The following is a 19514-nucleotide window of genomic DNA, read 5'->3' as shown; positions in this document are numbered from 1 at the left end:
AACGACCGCGATGCGCGCTGCCAGCCTCGCCCTCGCCCTGCTGATCGCCGCCTGCGCGCTGTTCCTGCGCAGCTACACCGTGCCGCCTGCCCCCGACCGACGCGGCGGTACCACGCTCGCGCTCACCTGGCCGAACCGGCCGCTCTTCGGGAGCCCGCGCGCGGATTGCCTCGGCCTGCCGGATACCGAGCCGGTGGTCGGCTGCCTCGTCGCCTCGGTGAACCGGGCACGGTCCGAGGGCATCCCGCTCCTCGCCCTGCCCTTCTGCGCCCGCTGCTACGAGCTCGCGCAGCGCATCGCCCTGATCGGACAGGACGAGACGGCGGCCAGGGCTCGGCTCGCCCAGATCGCCCGCTTCGGCTGGTAACCGGCTCGGCCGGTTCCACCGCAGGCATTGCCGCCATTGACTTCGCACCTGCGGAACCGCATATCGGCGTTGCAGCGTCAGCGGCCGACGGAGCCGCGTGAGGGGGCTGCGTGACGGATCCGAGAGGCCGGGCTCCACGAGCCGGCTCCGGAAGATCCGGCCCCCCTCTTCGTTCGTGCATGCACCCGGGCCGCCCCATCACGCGGGCAGCCTCCTGCCTCCGGGATCCTTCGATGCCGCGCTCACCCGCTGGGGCGAGCCCGCCGGTCCCGCTGCTCTGAGAAGACCTAAAGACTTGACCCAGTTCACCGATTTCGGCCTCGCTCAGCCCGTCCTGCGGGCTCTCGCGGAGGCCGGCTACACCGCGCCGACGCCGATCCAGGCGCAGGCCATTCCCCCCGCCATGCAGGGCCGCGACCTCTGCGGCATCGCCCAGACCGGCACCGGCAAGACCGCGGCCTTCGCGCTGCCGATCCTGCACCGGCTCTCGCTCTCGGACCGCCGTGCCCCGCGCCGCGGCTGCCGGGTGCTCGTGCTCTCGCCGACGCGCGAACTCGCCAACCAGATCGCCGAATCGTTCTCCGATTACGGCCGGCACCTGCCCTACACCAACACCGTGGTGTTCGGCGGCGTCACCATCGGCCGCCAGGAGCGGGCGCTCGCGCCCGGCGTCGACATCCTCGTCGCCACCCCGGGCCGGCTGATCGACCTCGTCGACCGCCGCGCGCTCACCCTCGAAGGCGTCGAGATCCTCGTCCTCGACGAGGCCGACCAGATGCTCGACCTCGGCTTCATCCACGCCCTGAAGCGCATCGTGCGGATGCTGCCGCAGAAGCGCCAGAGCCTGTTCTTCTCGGCCACGATGCCGAAGAACATCGCCGGCCTCGCCGAGCAGTACCTCACCGATCCGGTCCAGGTCGCGGTGACCCCGGTCGCCACCACCGCCGAGCGCGTCGAGCAGCAGGTGATCTTCGCCCATACCGGCGCCAAGCAGGCGCTGCTCGCCCACATCCTGCGCGATCCGGCGATCGATCGTGTCCTCGTCTTCACCCGCACGAAGCACGGCGCGGACCGGGTGGTGCGCGGCCTCGACAAGGCCGGCATCGCGGGCGCCGCGATCCATGGCAACAAGAGCCAGCCGCAGCGCGAGCGGGCGCTCGCCGCCTTCCGCGACGGCTCCTGCCGGGTGCTGGTGGCGACCGACATCGCCGCCCGCGGCATCGACGTCGAGGGCGTCTCTCACGTCGTCAACTTCGACCTGCCGAACGTGCCGGAATCCTACGTCCACCGCATCGGCCGCACGGCCCGCGCGGGGGCGGACGGGCTCGCCATCTCCTTCTGCAACGACGAGGAGAAGGCGTATCTGCGCGACATCGAGCGGCTGACACGCCAGAAGGTGCCGGTGGCCGGCTTCCCCGAGGGCTTCTCGCCGCCGACCCGCCAAGAGGCCGCCGAGATCGCCGCGAGTGAGGAGCGCCGCCCCGAGCGCGGTCCCCGTCCCGGCGCCCGCCCCGCCCCCCGCAACGGCCAGCGCCAGGATCGTCCCTCCGGCGGCCGTCCCTTCGCCGGCCGTCCGGCCGAGCCGGGCCGGGGCCCGCGCCCGCAGCAGGGTCGCGGCCAGGAGGGCGGTCAGGGTGAGCGCCGCGCGCAGGAGGCTCGCGGCGAGGCGCAGCATCACGCGCCGCGCCAGCACCAGCCCCGTCCCCATGCCGGCCGCCCGCAGGGCGAGCGCGGCGCCCCGCGTCCCGAGCAGGCGCAGGGCCGTCCGCCCCGGCGCGGCAACCGGCCCCAGGGCAGCGGCGAGGGCCGCGCCATCGGCTGGCTGGAGCGCGCCCCGCGCTCCTGATCCTCGCGTGGCGATCTGAGACGAATGCGACGCCGCCCCGATCCCCGGGGCGGCGTTTTCGTTGGCGCGCACACTCCCTTGCCGGCGCGCATGGCCGCGCCATGTTCCAACCCCGGGTTGCGCGAGAGAGGCGTCGGCAGACCATGCGGTTCGAGCTCTACCGGGACGCGTCGGGTCACTGGCGTTGGCGCCTGCGGGTGCAGAACGGCAACGTGATCGCGGATTCCGGGGAGGGCTATGCCCGCCGCGAGGATTGCGAGCACGGCATCGCGCTGGTGAAGCAGAGCGCCACGGCCTCGACCGTCGACATGACCACCAAGATCGCCTGACATCCGGCCGGCTACGTAGTCGTGCCCTGAAACCCCTTTCCGGACCTCGGCGTTTCGGGCGCGCCGAGCCGTCCGCCCGCTCGAAAGCTCCGACAAGAAGGAGACGTGATCGTGTTGAGGAAATTCCTGCTGGCCGCCCTGCTGATCCTGGGCTTCGCGGCGGCGGCGCCGCAGGGCGCCTCGGCTGCGCCGATCGGGCCCGGTCTCGCCCTGAACGCGGAAGCGGTGCCCGGCTCCGTCGAGAAGGCGCAGTTCTACTATTACCGCCGGCCCTATTACCGCCGCTACTACCGCCCGCGGCCGTACTTCTACCGCCGCCCCTACTATCGCCGCTACTACGGCCCGCGGCGCTTCTACGGTCGGCCGTACTATCGTCGGCGATTCTACTACTGAGGCGCTGAGCGCGTCGAAACGAGAATCAGGCCATTCCCAGCCGCGACGCGGTCGGAAACGGCTCCTGGCGCACCGGACCCCGCGGCTCCCACGAGCCGCGGGGTTTTTCGTCGGGCCATCGGCGTAGGGATGCCCCGCCCGAAGCGGTCTGCTGAAATTCAAGGCATGAGATAGGTCTGCCGCTTCGTGCGCCAGGGCGCCGCTTTTTCGAGCCGCTGCGCCTGCGGGGCCGCGCGCGACCGAATTGCGCCCCGCGCATCGCCCCCTGCCCGCCCGCCGTCCGTCCCGTTGGCACGGAACCTGCTCACGCCCCCGTGACCGTCAATGGCGACGGCACCGCTCTCCGCCAGCAGCGCCGCTGACGCGAACCCGACCTGCCCGTCCGAACGGGTGGCGGGTGCTCGCTCGCGGGTGCGGTGGACGGCTTGGGCTCGAAGAAGGCAGACCTTGATGCAGAACGGCGAGAAGACCCGGCGCAGCGTCCTCAAGGGCGCGGCCGCAGCCCTGTCGCTCACCGCCGCGGCGCGGCTGGCGCTGCCCGGCGGCGCCTTCGCGCAGGGCGCCGGGCCCGAGGTGAAGGGGGCCAAGCTCGGCTTCATCGCGCTCACCGACGCGGCGCCGCTCTTCGTCGCCAAGGAGAAGGGCCTCTTCGCCAAGTACGGCGTGCCCGAGACCGAAGTGGTCAAGCAGGCGAGCTGGGGCACCACCCGCGACAACCTCGTGCTCGGCTCCGAGGGCAGCGGCATCGACGGCGCCCACATCCTCACGCCGATGCCCTACCTGATCTCGGCGGGCCGCGTGACGCAGAACAACGTGCCGGTGCCGATGTACATCCTCGCCCGGCTCAACCTGAACGGCCAGTGCATCTCGGTCGCCAAGGAGCATCTCGACGTCAAGGTCGGGCTCGACACCAAGCCCTTCAAGGCGGCGCTGGAGAAGAAGAAGGCCTCGGGCAAGTCGGTGAAGGCCGCGATGACCTTCCCCGGCGGCACCCACGACCTCTGGATCCGCTACTGGCTCGCCGCCGGCGGCATCGACCCCGACAAGGATATCGAGACCATCGTCGTGCCCCCGCCCCAGATGGTGGCGAACATGAAGGTCGGCACGATGGACTGCTTCTGCGTCTGCGAGCCGTGGAACGAGCAGCTCATCCACCAGGGCATCGGATACACCGCGATCACCACCGGCGAGCTCTGGAAGGACCATCCCGAGAAGGCTTTCGCGCTGCGCGCGAGCTTCGTCGACAAGTACCCGAACGCGGCCAAGGCCCTGCTGATGGCCGTGATGGAGGCCCAGCAATGGTGCGAGAAGCCTGAGAACCGCGACGAGCTCGCCGGCATCGTGGCCAAGCGCCAGTGGATCAACGTGCCGGTGGCCGACGTCGTCGACCGCATGAAGGGCAAGTTCGACTACGGCACCGGCCGCGTCGTCGAGAACAGCCCCTTCACGATGAAGTTCTGGGAAGATCACGCCTCCTATCCGTACAAGTCGCACGACCTGTGGTTCCTCACCGAGGACATCCGCTGGGGCAAGTTCGATCCGGCGACCGACACGAAGGCGCTGATCGACAAGGTGAACCGCGAGGACCTCTGGCGCGACGCCGCCAAGGCCCTCGGCGTCTCCGCGCTTCCCGCCTCCACCTCCCGCGGCAAGGAGACGATGTTCGACGGCAAGGTCTTCGATCCGGCCGACCCGGCCGCCTACCTCGCCAGCCTCGGTATCAAGAGGGTCGCCTGATGGCCTCCGTCACCGTCTCCCTCGGCACGGCGGGGCGCGACGCCGCCGCCGTGAAGGCGCGCCGCCTGCCCCGCGTCACGGCCAAGGGCCTCAAGGCCTTCGCCGCGCGGGTGATCCCGCCTCTCGTCGTGCTCGCGGCTTTCCTGCTGTTCTGGGAGGTCGCCTGCTCGCGTCCCACCGCCGGCCTGCCCCCGCCCTCGCGGGTGCTGTCGGAGGCGTGGCCGATCATCGCGGACCCGTTCTTCGACAACGGCGGCACCGACAAGGGCCTGTTCTGGCATATCTTCGCGAGCCTCCAGCGCGTGGCGCTCGGCTTCTTCCTCGCGGTCGTGGTCGGCGTGCTGCTCGGCACCCTGGTGGGCCAGTCGGACTGGGCAATGCGCGGGCTCGATCCGATCTTCCAGGTGCTGCGCACGATCCCGCCGCTCGCCTGGCTGCCGCTCTCGCTCGCCGCCTTCCGCGACGGCCAGCCCTCGGCGATCTTCGTGATATTCATCACCTCGATCTGGCCGATCATCATCAACACCGCGGTCGGCATCCGCAACATACCGCAGGATTATCGCAACGTCGCGGCCGTCATCAGGCTGAACCCGGTCGAGTTCTTCTGGAAGATCATGCTGCCGTCGGCGGCGCCCTACATCTTCACCGGCCTGCGGATCGGCGTCGGCCTGTCCTGGCTGGCGATCGTCGCGGCCGAGATGCTGATCGGCGGCGTCGGGATCGGCTTCTTCATCTGGGACGCCTGGAACTCGTCGCACATCGCCGAGATCATCGTCGCGCTCGTCTATGTCGGCGTGATCGGCTTCATCCTCGACCGTCTGGTGGCCGCTCTCGGGGCGCTCGTCACCCGCGGCACCAGCGCAGCTTGAGGGAGGTCAGCATGAAGGCTCCGGCCCATCTCGACCTCTCGCAGGTCGGCATCAGCTTCACCCGCGGCGGCAAGACCACGGAGGTCTTGCGCGACGTGAACCTCAAGCTCGCCAAGGGCGAGTTCGTCTCGATCATCGGCCATTCGGGCTGCGGCAAGTCGACGGTGCTCAACATCGTCGCCGGGCTGCTCAAGGCCTCCACGGGCGTCGTGCTGCTCGACGGCAAGGAGGTGTCGAGCCCTGGTCCCGAGCGCGCCGTGGTGTTCCAGAACCACTCGCTCCTGCCCTGGCTGACGGTGCGCGAGAACGTGGCGCTCGCCGTCGACAAGGTGCTGGCGAAGCGGAAGTCGCGCCCCGAGCGCGCGGCCTGGGTCGAGCACAACCTGGCGCTCGTGAACATGACGCACGCGGCCGACAAGCGCCCGAACGAGATCTCGGGCGGCATGAAGCAGCGCGTCGGCATCGCCCGGGCGCTCGCCATGGAGCCGACCGTGCTCCTGATGGACGAGCCATTCGGGGCGCTGGACGCCCTGACCCGCGCCCATCTCCAGGACCAGCTCATGGAGATCCAGGTCCGGCTGCGGAACACCGTCATCATGATCACGCACGACGTGGACGAGGCGGTGCTTCTGTCCGACCGCATCGTGATGATGACGAACGGGCCCTCCGCCACGATCGGCGAGATCCTGCCCGTGCCGCTCGCCCGGCCGCGCAAGCGCCTCGACCTTGTGGAGGATCAGACCTACGTCCATTGCCGGGCCGAGGTGCTGGAATTCCTCTACGCCCGCCACGCGAAGCCGGCGCTGGCCGCCTGATACCCACGCGGCGCGGGCGGGGAACCGCCCGCGCTCCGGCGGAGCCGCCTCAGCGGCTCTTCTGGTAGAGCTTGCTCGCGATCTCGAAGATCTCCTGCGGCGCGTAGTCCGGCGCGAAGGCGCCGTAATTGCCGTCGAGCTCGGCCATCTTGCCGCCCTCCGGCGCCCCGTCGACGATCTCGAGATTGCCCGGCGGGTCGCCCGGCAGCGCCACCTCGTCGTTCGACCAGACGCCTGCCATCTCAGGATAGTCCGGCGAGCCGAAGGTGTAGAGCCGGCGGTGCGAACCCTCCTGCAGGTACTTCTGACATTCCGGGATCTTGTCGAGCACGATGTTCGGCGTGGGGAGCATCTTCTCGATCTCGACGCCGGTGAGCTTCTTGATCGCCAGGGCGTAGGCATGGGCATGGACCGAGCCGCGCACCAGCAGGTAGCCGCAGACCTCGCGGCCGGTCGGGTCCGTCAGGGTCTCGTAGACGCGCAGCTTGTGCAGGCGGGCGCCGCATTCGAGATGGAAGTTGTGCAGGAGGTCGATGATCAGGTTGCCCGTGGTCGTCACCATGTCGACGTTCCACGACTGGGCGTTTGAGTTCACCGGGGTCGCGCCGCCGCCCTGCGAGAAGAACGCCCCGGCGAGCCGGACGTCCTGCATGTCGTGGAAGGGCGCCTTCGAGACGTCGACATTCTCGGTGTCGTCGCCCGGGCCGTTGTTGAGCATGGCCACGCCCGTCGAGACCAGCTCGACATGGCCGAGTTCCTCGGTGAAGATGCTCGACACCAGGCTATAGAACGGACGAAGTTTGGTCTTGTTGCGGAAATTGAAGCTCTGGAACATATAGTTCCCGAGCGTCGACATCTCGCCATACTTGCCGCCGAGCAGTTCCTGCAGCGCGGCAGCGGCGTTCGGGTCGGGTTTCTTCGGCGTCGGCAGTTCGGCCTGGAGACGGTCGAGCCTCATGAACATCGGGATAGCCCTCCTGAGCGGCACGGGGATGCCGTCAGGGCTACCGCGGGGGCTGGGCCATGTTCCCCGATTCGCGGGCCGCGATCCGGCCGCGGGTCCGTTTGCCGCAGCCGGGTCGGGCGCCGCCTCAGCTGCGCAGGGCCGCGTCGAGATCCTCGATCAGGTCGGCCGGGTCCTCCAGGCCGATCGAGAGGCGCACCACCTCCGGCCCGGCGCCCGCGGCGCTCTTCTGCGCGTCGGTGAGCTGACGGTGCGTGGTCGAGGCCGGGTGGATGACCAGCGAGCGCGTGTCACCGATATTGGCGAGGTGCGAGAAGAGCTGGAGGTTGGAGACGAGCTTCACGCCCGCGTCGTAGCCGCCCCTCAGGCCGAAGGTGAACACGGCGCCGGCCCCCTTCGGGGTGTAGCGCTGGGCGAGCTGGTGGTAGCGGTCGCTCGGGAGGCCCGGATAGCTCACCCAGCACACCTCCGGGTGCTGCGCCAGGAAGGTCGCCACCGTGAGCGCGTTGTCGGAGTGGCGCTGCATCCTGAGCGGCAGGGTCTCGATGCCGTTGAGGATCAGGAAGGCGTTGAAGGGCGAGAGCGCCGGCCCGAGGTCGCGCAAACCCAGCACTCGCACGGCGATGGCGAAGCCGAAATTGCCGAAGGTCTCGGAGAGCACCATGCCGGAATATTCCGGCCGCGGCTGGCTCAGCATCGGGTAGCGCGCGTCGCCCGCCCAGTTGAACGAGCCGCCGTCGACGATGAGGCCGCCGATCGAGTTGCCGTGGCCGCCGAGGAACTTGGTGGCCGAGTGCACGACGATGTCGGCCCCGTGCTCGAAGGGCCGGATCAGGTACGGCGTCGCCATCGTGTTGTCGACGATGAGCGGGATGTTGTGGCGCTTCGCGATGGCCGACAGGGCCGCGATGTCGGTGATCACGCCGCCGGGATTGGCGATCGACTCGCAGAAGATCGCCTTGGTGCGGGGGGTGATCGCCGCCTCGAAGGAGGCCGGGTCGTCGGTGTCGGCCCAGGCCACCTCCCAGCCGAAATTCTTGTAGGAATGGTTGAACTGGTTGATCGAGCCGCCGTAGAGCTTGTTCGCCGCCACGAACTGGTCGCCCGGCTGCATCAGGGCGTGCATGGTCAGGAACTCGGCCGCGTGGCCCGAGGCCACCGCCACCGCCGCGGTGCCGCCCTCGAGCGCCGCGATGCGCTCCTCCAGCACGGCATTGGTCGGGTTGGTGATGCGCGAGTAGATGTTGCCGAAGGCCTGCAGCCCGAACAGCGAGGCGGCGTGGTCCACGTCGTCGAAGACGAAGCTCGTGGTCTGGTAGATCGGCGTGGCCCGCGCGCCCGTGGTCGCGTCGGGCGCGGCGCCCGCATGGATCGCCAGGGTGTTGAAGCCGGGCTGCCGGTCGCTCATCGGGAAGTCTCCTCGGGCCCTCGAAGGCGCTCTGGTCCTCGCGTGTACGCCTGGGCGGGAGCGCGGGGCAAGGGCGAGGCAAAGGGACTCCCGGCGGATCCCGAGGTGGGCCATGATGGGCCCGGGCGGCCCACGGGACGACAGAGAGAACGTTCTCCTCAAATGGCGAGCGATCGCGGCAGGACGATCCCGTCCGGACACGATCTTCCGCCGTCGAGGCGCTTCGCGCAGGGCTGGCCCGCGCGGTCGATGTTGCGTTGCGGGGCCACCACTCCTATCGGTGCGGCCCGATTCCCTTCCCTGACGCCGCCCTGCCCCATGGCGGCGTGACGAGACGTCCAGCGATGATTCCCGAGACCGCCGCCGAGAAGCTGTCGCTTCCCAAGGACAAGATCCGGGTCCTCCTGCTGGAGGGCATCAACGACAGCGCGGTCGCGCTGATGCAGGGCGCGGGCTACACCAACCTCGTGCGCCTGCCGAAGGCGCTCGACCGCGAGGCCCTGCACGAGGCGCTCAAGGGCGTGCACATCCTCGGCATCCGCTCGCGCACCCAGCTCGACGAGACGGCCTTCGCGGCGGCCGACCGGCTGCTCGCCGTCGGCTGCTTCTCGGTCGGTACGAATCAGGTCGATCTCGGCGCGGCGCGCCACCGCGGCATCCCGGTCTTCAACGCGCCCTTCTCCAACACCCGCTCGGTGGCAGAGCTCGTCATCGGCGAGATCGTGATGCTGCTGCGCCGGATCACGCCGCGCTCGGTCGGTGCGCATGCGGGCGAGTGGGACAAGTCGGCCACCGGCTCGGTGGAGGTGCGCGGCAAGACGCTCGGCATCGTCGGCTACGGCAATATCGGCACGCAGCTCTCGACGCTCGCCGAGGCCATGGGCATGCGGGTGATCTTCTACGATCACACCGACCGCCTGCGCCACGGCAATACCGAACCCACCGAGAGCCTGGCCGAGCTTCTGGCACAGAGCGACGTGGTCTCGCTCCACGTGCCCGAGACCGAGGCCACCGCCAACATGATCGGCGCGGCCGAGATCGCGCAGATGAAGAAGGGCGCCTATCTGATCAACAACGCCCGCGGCACCGTCGTGGACCTCGACGCGCTGGCCGCGGCGCTCCGTGACGGGCATCTCGCCGGCGCGGCGGTCGACGTCTTCCCGAAGGAGCCCGGCTCGAACCAGGAGCGCTTCGTCACGCCGCTCCAGGGCCTGAACAACGTCATCCTGACCCCGCATATCGGCGGCTCGACCGAGGAGGCTCAGGAGCGCATCGGCTCCGAGGTCGCGCGCAAGCTCGTCGACTATTCCGATATCGGATCCACCATCGGCGCGGTGAACTTCCCGCAGGTGCAGCTCCCGGCCCGGCCCACGGGGACGCGCTTCATCCACGTGCAGCGCAATCTGCCGGGCATGCTGGGCCGCCTCAACGAGGTCTTCGCGCGCTCGGGCGTCAACATCGCCGCGCAGTTCTACCAGACCGACGGCGAGGTCGGTTACGTGGTGCTGGAGACGGATGCCAGCAGCGCCGATGCCGAGGTGCTGCTGGAGCAGATCCGCGCCCTCGACGGCACCATCCGCGCCCGCCTCCTCTACGAGCGCCGCTGAGCGGCACCCTGAGAGGCCCGAGCCGATCGCGCTCGGGCTTTCCTTCCATCAGCCTCCCCGCCGTCACGTCGATCCCGCCGCGAACATCGGTGCGCGCCTCGCGTTGACCCGCGACGCAAGACCCTTCCGCCGCCGGCCGGCGGCGAAAGCTCCCGGAACGGCCCGGCGCGGCCGGAATCCGCGGAGTGTCAAATACCGGCCATGCGCCTCCGCTACAGGAGTCTCGCGCCGGGGCATGCCCGCCTTGGTAGCGATTCGGCGCGCCCGCGAGACGGCTCGCGCCCAACAAGACGCTGCGGAACCGGCCGCCCACGCGGGCCGGTTCCACCTGTCGGCCGGGCCTGACGGCCGGCCTCGGAACGGTGAGCCGACCATGACCTGCAACGATTTCGATCAGGCGGCGGATCTGACGATCTGGCCGCGATCGACCCCCGCCCGCACGGCGCGGAGCCGCCCCTACGCCTCGGTGCGCGAGGCCCTGAAGGCCGCCGCCGCGGCCCTCGACGAAGGCAACGTCCAGACCTGGATCGTGACCGAGCGCGGCGACATCCTCTCGCCGCGCTGGATCGAGGCCAATCTCCGCGCCGTGGACCCGGCCCGCGGGGCCGTACTACCGTAGAGCGCTCTTGAGGGGCCGGCGCCTTATTCCGCGAGCCGCGCCCGCGCCGCCGCGTATTCCTCCGCCAGCCGCGCCACGAGCAGGGCGGTCGCCGGCACGTCCGCGATGGTGCCGACCCCCTGCCCCGCGCCCCAGACGTCGCGCCAGGGCTTGGACCGACCGCTGGCGAAGCTCATCGCGTCCTTGCCCTGCTCCGGCAGCGCGTCCGGGTCGAGGCCGGCGGCGCGGATGCTGGGGCTGAGATAGTTGCCGGGCACGCCGGTGAAGAAGGGCGTGTAGACGATGTCGGCGGCGGCCGAATCCGCGATCATCGCCTTGTAGCCGGGCGCGGCCCGCGCCTCCTCGGTCGCGATGAAGCGGGTGCCCATATAGGCGAGGTCCGCTCCCATCGCCTGCGCGGCGAGGATCGCCGAGCCCGAGGTGATCGCCCCCGACAGGATCAGCGGCCCATCGTAGAAGCGGCGCACCTCGCCGACGAGGGCGAAGGGGCTCAGGGCCCCGGCATGGCCCCCGGCCCCGGCGCAGACCAGGATCAGCCCGTCGACCCCGGCCTCCAGCGCCTTCTCGGCGTGGCGGACCGTGGTGACGTCGTGGAAGACGAGGCCGCCATAGGCGTGGACCGGGCCGACTACGGCGTCGGGCGCCCGGAGCGAGGTGATCACGATCGGCACCCGGTGCGCGGCGCAGGTGGCGACGTCCTCGGAGAGACGGTCGTTCGAGGCGTGCACGATCTGGTTGACGGCGAACGGCGCGATCACCCGCTCCGGGTCGGCGGCGCGGGCCTCGGCCAGCGCCGCCTCGATCCGGCTCAGCCAGCCGTCGAGGGTGTCGGGCGCGCGGGCGTTGAGGGCCGGGAAGGACCCGACCACGCCCGCGAGGCATTGCGCGATCACCAGTTCCGGCCCCGAGACGATGAACATCGGCGCGGCGACCACCGGCAGGCGCAGGCTCCGCAGAACGGGGGGCAGGCGATCCTGAAGGCTCATGCCGCCTGCTCCCGGGCGAAGTAGAGATCGTGCAGCCGGTCGAGGTCGAGGCCCGCGGCCGGCTCGCTGAGCCGGACCCGGCCGCCGCGCAGGAGGTGCACATCGTCGGCGACCGAGAGCGCCATGCGGGTGTTCTGCTCCACGAGCAGGATCGTGGTGCCCGCCTCCTTGAGCCGGCGGATCACGCCGAACACCTCCTGCACGATGACCGGGGCGAGGCCGAGGGAGGGCTCGTCGATGAGGAGCACCTTCGGGTCGGCCATCAGGCCGCGCCCGAGGGCCACCATCTGCGCCTCGCCTCCCGAGAGCGAGCCCGCCGCCTGGTGGCGCCGCTCCTTCAGCCGGGGGAACAGGCCGTAGACCCGCTCCAGGTTGCGCCCGAGATCGGCCCGGCAGCGCCTCGGATAGGCGCCGAGATGGAGGTTCTCCTCCACGCTCATGTCGCGGAAGACCATGCGGCCCTCCGGCACCATGACGAGGCCGCTCCCGGCGAGATCCCAGGCCTTTCCCGACAGGGCCCGTCCGTCGAGGCGGATCGTGCCCCGGTGGGGGACGAGGCCGGTGAGCGCGCGCAGCAGCGTGGTCTTGCCGGCTCCGTTCGGGCCGACGATGGCGGTGAGCGCGCCCGCGCGGAAGCGGAGCGACACGTCCCAGAGCACGGTGATGTGGCCGTAGCCGGCGCGCAGGTCGACCGTCTCGAGCATCGGCTCAGGCATCCGTCGCCCCCGTATAGCTCGCCACCACCTTGGGGTCGCGGAAGACGGCGGCCGGCGCGCCGTCGGCGATGACCTGCCCGAAATCGAGCACCACCGCCCGCGAGCACAGGCCGAGAATGGTCTCGATGTCGTGCTCCACGATCACGATGGTGAGCGCGAAGCGGGCATGCAGCTCCTTCAGCTTGGCGGCGAAGGCCCGCTTGGCCTCGCTCTCCAGGCCGGCGAGCACCTCGTCGAGGAGGAGGAGGCGCGGCTCGGTGGCGAGCGCCTTGGCGATCTCCAGCCGCTTCAACTCCTGAAGGGCCAGCGCCCCGTCCGCCTCGCGGTCGGCCTGGGGCCCGAGATCCATCACGTCGAGGATCTCGGCGAGCCGCGCCGGATCGCGCCGGCCCGCGCCGAAGACCTGCGCGACGTCGAGGTTCTCGCGCACGGTGAGGTGCTTCATCGGCTGCGGGATCTGGAAGCTGCGGCCGATCCCGAGCCGGGCCCGGCGGTGGAGCGGCGCCTTCGTGATGTCCTGTCCCTCGAACAGGATGCGCCCGCGCGGGCGGATCAGCCCGGATATGGCGTTGAACAGGGTGGTCTTGCCGGCCCCGTTCGGGCCGACGAGGCCGAGCACCTCGCCTTGCGCCACCGCGAAGGAGACTTCGCGCAGCGCCACGAGGCCGCCGAAGCGGACCGTGACGGCCTCAAGCGCCAGCACGGGAGCCTCCCCTGCGCCACCGCAGCCCGAGGAGACCGTTCGGCGCCGCCAGCACCATGCCCACGAGCAGGAGCCCGAGCAGGATCTGGTGACCCACCGCGATCAGCCCCTTCGCCACCACCTGATCGAACAGGTAGATCACGACCGCTCCGCCCACCGGCCCCAGCACCGTGCGGTAGCCGCCGAACACGCTCGCGATGATCGGCAGCACGCTCCACGACCCCGAGAAGGCGTAGTCCGGCTCCAGGAAGCCGATGATGTGGGCGTTGAGGGCTCCGAACAGGCCGGTGATGAAGGCCGAGAGCAGCAGCATCCAGGATTTGAGGAGCACGCTGTTGACGCCGACGACGCGGGTCGCGTCCTCGCTCTCGGCGATGGCCCGGAGCGCGAGGCCGACCGCGGAGCGCCGGATCGCGGCATAGGCGAGGCAGCACAGGGCCACCAGCGCGACGAGGAGGGTGTAGGCCCCGGGCCGGCTCGCGAGGTCGAGCCCGAGCACGGTCGGCAGGCCGGGATAGCGCTGGAGTCCCGCCGCCCCGCCGGTGAGCGACGACGCCTCGGTGGCGAGGATGCGGAAGATCTGCGCGTAGGCGAGGATGGCCAGCGCGAAATAGGGCCCCGACAGGCGGAGCGCCGGCAACATGGCGAGCGAGGCGAGCGCCGCGAAGAGGCCGCTCAGGGGCACGGCGAGCAGCACGGGCAGGCCGAGCTTGCCCGCCAGCAGCGCCGAGGCATAGCCCCCGACTCCGAAGAAGGCGGCATGCCCGAACGAGACCATGCCGCCGAGATTGCCGAGGAGCGCCCAGGCCAGTGCCACGCCCGCCAGGATCAGCGCCGAGATCAGCAGGCCGAGCAGGTAGTTGCTTGCACCCAGCACGAGCGGCAACGCCGCGAGGATGAGGAAGGCGGCGGCGAGGGCGAGGCCCGGCAGCGGCGGGCGCGGCGATGATGCCATGTCCGAGGTTCCTCCCTCCAAGATCAGCCCCGCCGGGCGCGGGCGCCGAACAGCCCGCTCGGCAGGAGGAACAGGACGAGGAGGAACAGCACCATGCCGGCGAGTTCCTGCAGGGCGGAGCTCGCCAGCGTCACGGTCAGCGCCTCGGTGACGCCGAGCAGCAGGGCGGCCAGGAACACGCCCGGGATCGAGCCAACGCCGGCCAGCACCGTGACGATGAAGGCCTTCACGGTGAGCGCGTGGCCGAGCGCCGGCTGGACCACGCTCATCGTGTAGAGGGCGACCCCCGCGAAGCTCGCGAGCGCCCCGGCGACGAGGAAGGCGACCAACTCGGTGCGCAGCGGGTTGATCCCCATCAGCATCGCCGCCGCCCGGTTCGAGGAGACGGCGCGCACGGCGCGTCCGTACCAGCTCCGCTTCAGCCACCACCACAGGGCGACCATGAGGACGAGGCTGAGCGCGAAGGCCACGATCTCGCCGGCCATGGCGTAGACCGGGCCGATCGTCACCGCGTCCTGGAGCGCCGGGGCCGTGGTGGTGCGCACGTCGCTGGCGAAGGCCAGCAGCACGGCGTTGGTGAGCACGATGCCGACCCCGTAGGTGAGGATCAGCGAGTTCAATTCGCGGTGCTCGCGGATCCGATCGATCATCAGGAATAGCACCGCACTGACGCCGGACACGACGACGAGGGCGAGCGGGATTGCCCAATAGGGCGAGACCCCGCCGCGCGCCTCCACGACATAGGCGGCGTAGGCCGCGATCAGCACCAGCTCGCCATGGGCGAGGTTGATGATGCGCATGGCCCCGAAGGATAGGGCGAGGCCGAGCGCCACCAGGGCGTAGACGCCGCCGATCAGGAGGCCCGAGAACAGCGCCTGCAGGATCAGGTCGAGCATGCCCTCACCAGGGCAGCGCGGGGTAGCTGATCGGGCCGGTGGCGGCAGCGGGCGGCGAGACGAGGACGATCTGCCCAGACCGGTGCTGGCCCATGGCGAGGGAAAAGAGCGGGTTGTCGCCGGTGGCGTCGAACTTCACCGGGCCGAGCAGGGTCCTGCGGTCGGTGGCGCGCAGGGCCTCGGGCAGGCCGCCGGTCTTGAGCGTGCCAGCCTCCGCGGCCTTGGCGATGGCCTCGGCCAGGATCGTGGTCTCCACGAAGCTCAAGGTGGAGAGGTACTCGATGTCCTTGTTGTAGGCCTGTTTGTAGGCCTCGGCGAAACGGCGGCCCTCCTCGTCCTTCACCGCCACCGGGAAGGGCAGGAAGGATGTGCCGACCACGTTGTTCATCAGGTCCGGGAACTCGGTGTACATCTTCGGCGTCGCGAGGGACCACGCGCCGACCACGAGCTTCACCGGGGGCTTGAGCACCTTGGCGGCGCGGATGATGCCGACATAGTCGTTCTCATAGGCCGACATCAGCAGGATCTCGGATTTGTCCTGCAGTTTCACCTTGTTGATCAGCGGCTTGAAGTCGGAGATCGCCGGGTCGAATTCGTGCACCGTGACCTTGATGCCGGCCGCCCCGAGATCCTTCGCGAGGCCCTTGGCGAGGAGCGCCGGGGCTTCCTTGGTCGAGGCGAGGATCGAGACGGAGGCCGGCTTCAGCTCGGCGATCAGCCCGGCCATGCCGCGCTGGTAGCCGGCATTGTTGTTGATGCGGAAGAAGGTCTTGAGCCCGCGCGCGGTCAGCTCGTCGCTCACCGCGCCGGCGGTGATGTAGGTGGTGGCGAGCTTGCTGGCGGCGTCGGAGGCCGGGCCGACGATGTTCGAGCCGTAGCCGCCGATCAGGGCCACCGCCCCGTCCGAGACGAGCTTCTCCACCGCCGAGACGGCCTTGGCCGGCGCGCTCTCGTCGTCGATCACCTGGAGCCGGATCTTCAGCCTCGGCGAGGTCTCGTTGAACAGGCGCACCGCGACCTTCATGCCCTCGTCGAAGGCCTGGCCGGAGCGGGCGAGGGAGCCGGTCAGCGGCATGTGCGCGCCGACCACCACCTCCCGGATCTCTTGCCGGGTCTCTTGCGCGCGCGCCGGGAAGCCGGCCGCGAGGCCGAGCGTCACCGCCGCGGCCGCGAGGGCTCTGCGCAGCATCCGGTATCCTCCCTGCGGGCGGCCCGGCCATCCTGGGCCGGCCGCCGTCTCGCGGGTCTCGTGCCCGCCTGCCCCGCTTGTGCGCGGGGCGGGCCATTCCTGGCATGACGGCTCGCGGGGGGTCAAGGTTTCCCCAGTGATTCCGCGGACTTGAGACAGACCGCCCCAGGCCTTGCGCGATCCCGCCGGTTCGGCGTTGACAGTCGCCGCCGTCCTTGCCGGGCGCCCGGGCTGGGCCCGAAAAAAGCTCCGCGCAAGCCATGGCCCCTAAGCCCGGCCCCTGGAATGGCGGCGCATGAGGCGCCGGGGGACCTCGATCCATGGGCATCGGAATCGGCCTGCTGATCGCGATTGGCTGCATGCTCGGCGGCTTCGTCGCCATGGGCGGCCACCTGATCGTGATCTGGCAGCCCTGGGAGTTCGTGATCATCGGCGGCATGGCCATCGGCGGCATGGTGATGGCCAACCCGATGAAGACGGTGATCGATTCCGGCAAGGCCACGATGGAGGCGATCACCGACAAGGTGCCCAAGCGCAAGGACTACCTCTCGCTGCTCGGCCTGCTGCACGCCCTGCTGCGCGAGCTGAAGACCAAGCCGCGCAACGAGGTCGAGACGCATTTCGACGACCCGGCCAATTCCGAGATCTTCAAGAACTATCCCGACGTCACCAAGAACCAGGACCTGGTGCTGTTCATCTGCGACTATTGCCGCCTGATCCTCATCGGCAACGCCCGCTCCCACGAGATCGAGGCGCTGATGGAGGAGGAGATCGGCACGCACAAGAAGAGCGCGCTGAAGCCCTACAACGCGGTCAACACGGTGGCCGAGGCGCTGCCCGCGCTCGGCATCGTCGCGGCGGTGCTCGGCATCGTGAAGGCGATGGGCGCCCTCGACCAGTCGCCCCAGATCCTCGGCGGCCTGATCGGCGCGGCGCTGGTGGGCACCTTCTTCGGCGTGTTCGCCTCCTACGGGGTGCTCGCCCCGCTCGCCGTCAAGATCAAGGGCGTGCGCGAGAAGCAATGCGCCGTCTACACGATCGCCAAGCAGAGCCTGATCGCCTACATGAACGGCGCGCTGCCCCAGGTCGCGATCGAGCACGGCCGCAAGGGCATCGCCTCCGCCGACCGGCCGACCATCGACGAGGTCGAGGCCGCCACCGTCCCGGGTGCCCGCGCGGAAGCCGCCTGAGATGAGCGAGCCCATGATTCAGCGCGAGCCGGCGGATATCCGCGCGCGCATCCAGGCCGCCGCCGGCCTGTCCCTCGACCGGCTGCCGATGCTGCAGCTCATCTTCGACAGGTTGGCGACCGCCTGCGGGGACGCGCTCAAGCACCGGGTCGCCTCCACGATCTTCTACTCGCTCTCCGGGGTCGAGAGCGGGCGCTTCGGCGAGTTTCTCGACGCCTACGACGCCAACGCCGTGGTCGGCATCTTCCACGCTCCCGAATGGGACGGGCACGTCCTCGTCGGGCTCGACCGCGACTTCCTCTTCACCATGGTCGAGGTGCTGTTCGGCTCGGACGGCTCCGAGCCGCCGGTGGAGGACGAGCGCGCCTTCTCGGCGATCGAGCTGCGCGTCGCCCAGATGGTGTTCGAGCAGGTCGGCCGGGCGCTCGAATCCTCCTTCGGCCTCGTCTCGCAGACGCCGTTCCGCCTGGAGCGGACCGAGACCCGCATGGAATTCGCGGTGATCGGCCGTCGCTCGAACAAGGCGGTGCAGGCGAAGTTCCTGTTCCAGGCGCTCAACCGCGGCGGCGAGATGTTCCTCGTCATCCCGCAGAGCGTGCTCAACCCGCTCCGCCCGGGCCTCGCCAAGGTGCTCACCGGCGAGTCGACCGCGCGCGACCCGCGCTGGTCGCAGCAGATCGCCGCCGAGGTGCAGAAGACCGAGGTGACGCTGCGGGCCGTGCTGGAGGAGCGCCACCTCACGCTCGGCGAGATCGCCGGGCTGCAGGTCGGCCAGGTGATCGGGCTCGACGCGACGCCCACGACCCGGATCAAGCTCGAGGGCAACGACCGGCCGCTGTTCTGGGCCCATGCCGGACAGGCGCAAGGGTCCTACGTGCTGCGGATCGACGAGGTCATCAACCAGGACAAGGACGCGCTCCCATGACGGGCCTCGTCGACGGCGTGCTGCTCGCCGCGCTTCTCGGCACCAGCGCCTGCGTGGTGCCGATGTATCTCAAGCTGAAGCGCCTCGATCGCACCCAGGCCGAGTACGGCCGCGCCATGGCCGCCTCCGGCCACGCGCTCGCGAGCGCGGGCGAGGCGGTGCGGAGCTTCGCGGGCGAGGGCCGCGAGGTGCTGGACGCCTTGAGCCTCAAGATCGAGGAGGCGAAGGCGGCACTCGCCGAGCTCGAGGCCGCGCGCGGCGCGCTCGTCGCGGCGCGGACGGAGAGCGGCCTCACCGGGCGGGCTTGAGCGTCACGAAACGGGCGAGCCCGGTGGACGGATCGATCTGCCAGATCGACCGGACCACCGGATCCGCCTCGACCGGTGTCGGCATAGGACCATGCTGCCGGAACCGCAGGCCGTAGGGGCTGACTTGGATGTCGAGGAAGTTCGCCGGGCTCGCATGAGCGAGGAGCGCGCGTTCGAGCGCAGCCGGATCCTGCGGGTGGAAGCCGAACGCGGTCAGGAACCGGCACTTGGCCGCCCCCTGCGAGTGGTTCGGGTCGAGCAGGTCGCCGGTCAGTTTCCTGGTCGGGACGATGTGCCCGGATGGCCAGGGCACCAATCCGATCACGGCCTAATCGCCCAGGCGCGCCACGCTCCCGCTGCTTACGGTTGCCAGTCCGAGCACCGGCTCGTCGAATTCGATGTCGAAGGCCGTTCCCTCCGCCCAGACGGCCACCACCGTACCCTCGGTGCCGGCCGCGATCGGCTCGCCCTCGTCGGTCTGCACCGGCACGAGCACCGTCACGACATCCAACTCGCCGATCGGGCGAGGGGGACGTGGAGAACGGAAAGCGGCAACGCGTTCCGCGGGCATGATCGGCAAGCCTTCTGCAACCCTAGGTCGCGAACCCATAACGGTGGGCACGGGTGAGGCGTGCCGTCGTTAACCCTCTGGCGAGGGAGGGTTCTGGATGGCGCGGTTCGACCTGACGGAT

Annotated in this window: 22 protein-coding genes; 12 read left to right on the top strand and 10 right to left on the bottom strand. The window is 70.2% G+C overall.

Annotation, left to right across the window (positions count from 1 at the left end):
• Window positions 1-10 precede the first annotated feature (10 nt).
• The 7 genes from MTDSW087_RS21235 to MTDSW087_RS21205 all read left to right on the top strand — a co-directional run bounded on the left by MTDSW087_RS21235 (window position 11) and on the right by MTDSW087_RS21205 (window position 6356).
• Window positions 11-367, top strand: coding sequence for a hypothetical protein (locus tag MTDSW087_RS21235; protein WP_144766880.1), 357 nt, complete (start codon window positions 11-13; stop codon window positions 365-367).
• Window positions 368-662: 295 nt separating this feature from the next.
• Window positions 663-2213: a DEAD/DEAH box helicase gene (locus tag MTDSW087_RS21230; RefSeq protein ID WP_144766879.1), complete on the top strand. Its 1551-nt coding sequence runs from the start codon at window positions 663-665 to the stop codon at window positions 2211-2213.
• A 143-nt stretch (window positions 2214-2356) separates the two neighbouring features.
• Window positions 2357-2542 carry a YegP family protein gene (locus MTDSW087_RS21225; RefSeq protein WP_144766878.1) on the top strand — a complete coding sequence of 62 codons (186 nt, stop codon included), beginning with the start codon at window positions 2357-2359 and terminating at the stop codon, window positions 2540-2542.
• A gap of 111 nt (window positions 2543-2653) precedes the next feature.
• Window positions 2654-2935 (top strand): hypothetical protein, encoded by a 282-nt coding sequence (locus MTDSW087_RS21220; protein ID WP_144766877.1) that lies wholly within the window; start codon window positions 2654-2656, stop codon window positions 2933-2935.
• Between the two features lie 450 nt (window positions 2936-3385).
• Window positions 3386-4672: a CmpA/NrtA family ABC transporter substrate-binding protein gene (locus MTDSW087_RS21215; protein WP_144766876.1), complete on the top strand. Its 1287-nt coding sequence runs from the start codon at window positions 3386-3388 to the stop codon at window positions 4670-4672.
• Window positions 4672-5541, top strand: a complete 870-nt coding sequence (ntrB, locus tag MTDSW087_RS21210) for a nitrate ABC transporter permease (RefSeq protein WP_144766875.1) — start codon at window positions 4672-4674, stop codon at window positions 5539-5541. The genes MTDSW087_RS21215 and ntrB overlap by 1 nt, the downstream gene beginning before the upstream one ends.
• Window positions 5542-5552: 11 nt before the next feature.
• Window positions 5553-6356 carry an ABC transporter ATP-binding protein gene (locus MTDSW087_RS21205; RefSeq protein WP_144766874.1) on the top strand — a complete coding sequence of 268 codons (804 nt, stop codon included), beginning with the start codon at window positions 5553-5555 and terminating at the stop codon, window positions 6354-6356.
• A 49-nt stretch (window positions 6357-6405) separates the two neighbouring features.
• On the opposite strand, the gene MTDSW087_RS21200 is transcribed toward MTDSW087_RS21205, so the two are convergent.
• Window positions 6406-7320, bottom strand: a complete 915-nt coding sequence (locus tag MTDSW087_RS21200) for a manganese catalase family protein (protein WP_144766873.1) — start codon at window positions 7318-7320, stop codon at window positions 6406-6408.
• 127 nt (window positions 7321-7447) lie between these two features.
• Window positions 7448-8728 carry an O-acetylhomoserine aminocarboxypropyltransferase gene (locus MTDSW087_RS21195; RefSeq protein ID WP_144766872.1) on the bottom strand — a complete coding sequence of 427 codons (1281 nt, stop codon included), beginning with the start codon at window positions 8726-8728 and terminating at the stop codon, window positions 7448-7450.
• A 344-nt stretch (window positions 8729-9072) separates the two neighbouring features.
• On the opposite strand from MTDSW087_RS21195, the gene serA reads away from it, so the two are divergent.
• Both serA and MTDSW087_RS21185 read left to right on the top strand, forming a co-directional pair.
• Window positions 9073-10335, top strand: a complete 1263-nt coding sequence (gene serA, locus MTDSW087_RS21190) for a phosphoglycerate dehydrogenase (protein WP_144766871.1) — start codon at window positions 9073-9075, stop codon at window positions 10333-10335.
• A 373-nt stretch (window positions 10336-10708) separates the two neighbouring features.
• Window positions 10709-10954: a hypothetical protein gene (locus MTDSW087_RS21185; protein WP_144766870.1), complete on the top strand. Its 246-nt coding sequence runs from the start codon at window positions 10709-10711 to the stop codon at window positions 10952-10954.
• 23 nt (window positions 10955-10977) lie between these two features.
• On the opposite strand, the gene MTDSW087_RS21180 is transcribed toward MTDSW087_RS21185, so the two are convergent.
• The 6 genes from MTDSW087_RS21180 to MTDSW087_RS21155 are packed head-to-tail and all read right to left on the bottom strand — an operon-like array spanning window position 10978 to window position 16399.
• Complete coding sequence (locus MTDSW087_RS21180) at window positions 10978-11940, bottom strand: NAD(P)H-dependent flavin oxidoreductase (RefSeq protein ID WP_144766869.1); 963 nt, start codon at window positions 11938-11940, stop codon at window positions 10978-10980.
• Window positions 11937-12644, bottom strand: coding sequence for an ABC transporter ATP-binding protein (locus MTDSW087_RS21175; RefSeq protein ID WP_144766868.1), 708 nt, complete (start codon window positions 12642-12644; stop codon window positions 11937-11939). The genes MTDSW087_RS21180 and MTDSW087_RS21175 overlap by 4 nt, the downstream gene beginning before the upstream one ends.
• Window positions 12645-12648: 4 nt before the next feature.
• Window positions 12649-13359, bottom strand: coding sequence for an ABC transporter ATP-binding protein (locus MTDSW087_RS21170; protein WP_144766867.1), 711 nt, complete (start codon window positions 13357-13359; stop codon window positions 12649-12651).
• Complete coding sequence (locus MTDSW087_RS21165; RefSeq protein WP_144766866.1) at window positions 13346-14314, bottom strand: branched-chain amino acid ABC transporter permease; 969 nt, start codon at window positions 14312-14314, stop codon at window positions 13346-13348. The genes MTDSW087_RS21170 and MTDSW087_RS21165 overlap by 14 nt, the downstream gene beginning before the upstream one ends.
• A gap of 23 nt (window positions 14315-14337) precedes the next feature.
• Complete coding sequence (locus tag MTDSW087_RS21160) at window positions 14338-15210, bottom strand: branched-chain amino acid ABC transporter permease (RefSeq protein ID WP_144766865.1); 873 nt, start codon at window positions 15208-15210, stop codon at window positions 14338-14340.
• A gap of 4 nt (window positions 15211-15214) precedes the next feature.
• A complete protein-coding gene (locus MTDSW087_RS21155; protein WP_144766864.1) occupies window positions 15215-16399 on the bottom strand; it encodes an ABC transporter substrate-binding protein in 1185 nt (394 codons plus the stop codon).
• Window positions 16400-16719: 320 nt separating this feature from the next.
• Here MTDSW087_RS21155 and motA point away from each other — a divergent pair, with 320 nt between their 5' ends.
• The 3 genes from motA to MTDSW087_RS21140 are packed head-to-tail and all read left to right on the top strand — an operon-like array spanning window position 16720 to window position 18822.
• Window positions 16720-17589, top strand: a complete 870-nt coding sequence (gene motA, locus MTDSW087_RS21150; protein ID WP_144766863.1) for a flagellar motor stator protein MotA — start codon at window positions 16720-16722, stop codon at window positions 17587-17589.
• A gap of 1 nt (window position 17590) precedes the next feature.
• Window positions 17591-18514, top strand: coding sequence for a flagellar motor switch protein FliM (locus MTDSW087_RS21145; RefSeq protein ID WP_144766862.1), 924 nt, complete (start codon window positions 17591-17593; stop codon window positions 18512-18514).
• Window positions 18511-18822 (top strand): hypothetical protein, encoded by a 312-nt coding sequence (locus tag MTDSW087_RS21140; protein ID WP_144766861.1) that lies wholly within the window; start codon window positions 18511-18513, stop codon window positions 18820-18822. Before MTDSW087_RS21145 ends, MTDSW087_RS21140 begins: the two co-directional genes overlap by 4 nt.
• Here the strand turns inward: MTDSW087_RS21140 and MTDSW087_RS21135 are convergent.
• Both MTDSW087_RS21135 and MTDSW087_RS21130 read right to left on the bottom strand, forming a co-directional pair.
• Window positions 18806-19135, bottom strand: a complete 330-nt coding sequence (locus MTDSW087_RS21135) for a DUF6883 domain-containing protein (protein WP_144766860.1) — start codon at window positions 19133-19135, stop codon at window positions 18806-18808. The genes MTDSW087_RS21140 and MTDSW087_RS21135 overlap by 17 nt on opposite strands.
• Before the next feature lie 15 nt (window positions 19136-19150).
• A complete protein-coding gene (locus MTDSW087_RS21130; RefSeq protein WP_244948395.1) occupies window positions 19151-19333 on the bottom strand; it encodes a DUF4926 domain-containing protein in 183 nt (60 codons plus the stop codon).
• Window positions 19334-19514: the final 181 nt, after the last annotated feature.

This window comes from Methylobacterium dankookense (assembly GCF_902141855.1).
GTDB lineage: Bacteria > Pseudomonadota > Alphaproteobacteria > Rhizobiales > Beijerinckiaceae > Methylobacterium > Methylobacterium dankookense.
Note: the sequence above shows the minus strand (reverse complement) of the source record. Positions and strands in the feature narration are given on the sequence as shown.